This window comes from Spirosoma soli (assembly GCF_042684525.1).
In the GTDB taxonomy this organism is placed as follows: Bacteria; Bacteroidota; Bacteroidia; order Cytophagales; family Spirosomataceae; genus Spirosoma; species Spirosoma soli.
Genome location: NZ_JBHULN010000065.1, coordinates 1 through 568, shown reverse-complemented (window position 1 = coordinate 568; position 568 = coordinate 1). Strand labels below are relative to the sequence as shown.

1 protein-coding gene and 1 pseudogene are annotated in these 568 nt (G+C 55.1%); one reads left to right on the top strand and one right to left on the bottom strand.

The features are described 5' to 3' along the window. Positions 1-193, top strand: a pseudogene (locus tag ACFSUS_RS29115) (hypothetical protein); the annotation flags it as partial. Between the two features lie 34 nt (positions 194-227). Here the strand turns inward: ACFSUS_RS29115 and ACFSUS_RS29110 are convergent. Continuing rightward, positions 228-568: molybdopterin dinucleotide binding domain-containing protein (locus tag ACFSUS_RS29110; RefSeq protein WP_381528820.1), on the bottom strand; the 341-nt coding region annotated here is incomplete at its 5' end.

Here is a 568-nt window from a genome sequence, read left to right as displayed (position 1 = left end):
AACCCACAGCGCGGCTTGCCCTTGGACGGTGGTGAATGCCAACAATAAAAAACGAGCGCGACTGGCGGTTATTCGCCACTTGCTGCAACAGGTCGAGTCCCCGGTTCGGGTCTTCGATTACGTCGAGCCCAACCCCGAGGTGATCTTTACCTTTGAGCAAAAGCACCTGCACGACGGCCTCATCGCCAAGTAATCAAGGCATAGGTAGCGCGCCACATAACAGCGCGTTACCTTGGCGCCCGCTCAATACGCACTGGCACGGATTTAAAAGCGGGGGTTTGACTGCGGGGGTCGCGCTCAGTACCAATTAACCTATTGGCCTCTGGGTAGTAGGCCAATAAACTACCGGCGGGTAGATCAAACTCACACACGGTCAATGCGTCCATCCGGCCACAGGCAGAAACAAGCGACACCAAATCACCGGGCGTTAATTGGTGCTCGCGTAAATCGTCTTTGCCCATCAACACACACCAGCGGGTTGTGGTACCGCGATAACTGTCGGCTTGCTCGTAAATAATAGAGTTAAATTGCCCTTCGCTGCGAATACTGGCCAACCGGTGCGGGTAGC